The sequence below is a fragment of the Agromyces humi genome (genome assembly GCF_009720255.1).
Lineage (GTDB): Bacteria > Actinomycetota > Actinomycetes > Actinomycetales > Microbacteriaceae > Agromyces > Agromyces humi.
Genome location: NZ_WJSP02000530.1, coordinates 1 through 2045, shown reverse-complemented (window position 1 = coordinate 2045; position 2045 = coordinate 1). Strand labels below are relative to the sequence as shown.

At 74.0% G+C, this 2045-nt stretch carries 1 protein-coding gene and 1 pseudogene; both read right to left on the bottom strand.

Going from position 1 to position 2045, the window contains the following annotated elements; all coding sequences use genetic code 11:
* Positions 1-1866: ATP-dependent DNA helicase RecG (locus tag GH736_RS21830; protein ID WP_159607038.1), on the bottom strand; the 1866-nt coding region annotated here is incomplete at its 3' end.
* Positions 1863-2045 (bottom strand): annotated as a pseudogene (locus tag GH736_RS21825) (hypothetical protein); the annotation flags it as partial. The pseudogene GH736_RS21825 and the gene GH736_RS21830, both read right to left, overlap by 4 nt.

Here is a 2045-nt window from a genome sequence, read left to right as displayed (position 1 = left end):
GCTCCCCCGGCCCACGCGGCCCCGGAGCTGGTGCAGCTGCGAGACCCCGAAGCGGTCGGCGTCGACGACGACCATGGCGCTCGCGTTCGGCACGTCGACGCCCACCTCGATGACGGTGGTGGCGACGAGCACGTCGAGCTCGCCGGCCGCGAACGCCCGCATCGTGGCGTCCTTCTCGTCGGCGCTCATCCGCCCGTGCAGCGGCGCGACGCGCTTGCCGGCGAAGCGCGGGTGCGCCGTGAGCTCGGCGAGCACCGAGGCGACGGATGCCGCGGGCACGGTGCCCTCGGACGCGTCGGCGCCATCGGAGGGCTCGCCGTCGTCCTCGGCGACCTTGGCCTCGATCGCGGGGCACACGACGAATCCCTGACGGCCGAGCTCCACCTCCTCGGCGAGGCGTTCCCAGACGCGTGCGCGCCATCCCGGCCGGTCGGCGAGCGGCACGACATGCGACTCGATGCCGGCACGGCCGGCCGGGAGTTCGCGGATCGTCGACACGTCGAGGTCGCCGAACACCGTCATCGCGACCGTGCGCGGGATCGGCGTGGCGGTGAGCACCAGCACGTGGGGCGGGTGCTGGCCCTTGAGCCGCAGCGCCTCGCGCTGCTCGACGCCGAACCGGTGCTGTTCGTCGACGACCACCAGGCCGAGGTCGGCGAACGACACGTTGTCGCCGATGAGCGCGTGCGTGCCCACCACGATGCGGGACTGTCCGGCCGCAGCGCGCAGCAGCGCCTTGCGCCGCTCGGCGGTGGCCAGCTGTCCGGTGAGCAGGGTCGGCACCAGCGCGGCCGACAGCTCGGGGCCGAGCATCCGCACCATCGAGCGCAGGTGCTGCGCCGCGAGCACCTCGGTGGGTGCGAGCAGCGCCGACTGCCCGCCCGAGTCGGCCACGGCCAGCATGGCGCGCAGGGCGACGACGGTCTTGCCCGAGCCCACCTCGCCCTGCACGAGCCGGTTCATCGGCACCGGCTGCTCGAGGTCGTCGGCGATCTCGGCGCCGACGGCGAGCTGGTCGCCCGTGAGCGTGAACGGCAGGGACGCGTCGAACCGCTCGAGCAGGCCGCCGGGCGACGGATGCCGCGCGGTCGTCGAGTGCGCACGCAGCTCGGCACGTCGGAGGAGCAGTGCGGTCTGCAGCACGAACGCCTCGGTGAAGCGGAGCGTGCGCCGCGCGGCCTTCCAGTCGGCCTCGACCTCGGGGCGGTGGATGGCCTCGAAGGCGCGTCGCTGGTCGAGGAGCGACCGCGCCGCGCGGACGTCGGCGGGGACGGGGTCGTCGACCTCGCCCAGGCCGTCGAGCAGGAGCTCGATCGACTTCGCCAACTGCCAGCTCGCCAGCGTGCTCGTCGCGGGGTAGATGGGGATCGGCGCCTCGGCCCAGCGCTTGGCCGCCGCGGCATCCGCGGTGGTGGGCGTCTCGTCGTCGAACAGCTCGTAGTCGGGGTGGGCGAGCTGCCGGTTGCCCCGGTAGTCGCCCACCTTGCCCGCGAAGATGCCGCGGCGCCCCGGGCGAAGGTCGTTCTCTCGCCACTTCTGGTTGAAGAAGGTGAGGGTCAGGATGCCGGTGCCGTCGGAGATCTTCGCCTCGAGGATCGAGCCGCGGCGCTGGCGCATCTCGCGCACGCGCACCTCGAGCACCTCGGCGACGATCGTGACGTTCTCGTCGAGCGGGAGGCTCGCCAGCGCCGTCAGCTCACCGCGGAGCGCGTAGCGCCGCGGGTAGTGACCGAGCATCTCGCCGACCGTGCGGTACCCGAAGGCGCGCTCCACCGCCTGCGCCGTGCGCCCGCCGAGCGCGCCCGTGAGCCGGGTGTCGAGGGTGAACCGGCCGGCGCCAGCGGCATCCGCTCCTTCGGCCGTCATGCCTCGATCGTAGGCTCCTCCGCCGACGCCTCGCCCGCCAGCTCGGCGAGCTCGGCCTGCACGTACGGGTCGTCTGGACGCGCCCGCGCGAGCTCGCGCTGCAGGTCGAGCGCCTCCTCGGTGCGACCCAGCGTCCGCAGGCACCGCGCCACCGACCAGCGGGCGACGTGCTGCTGATC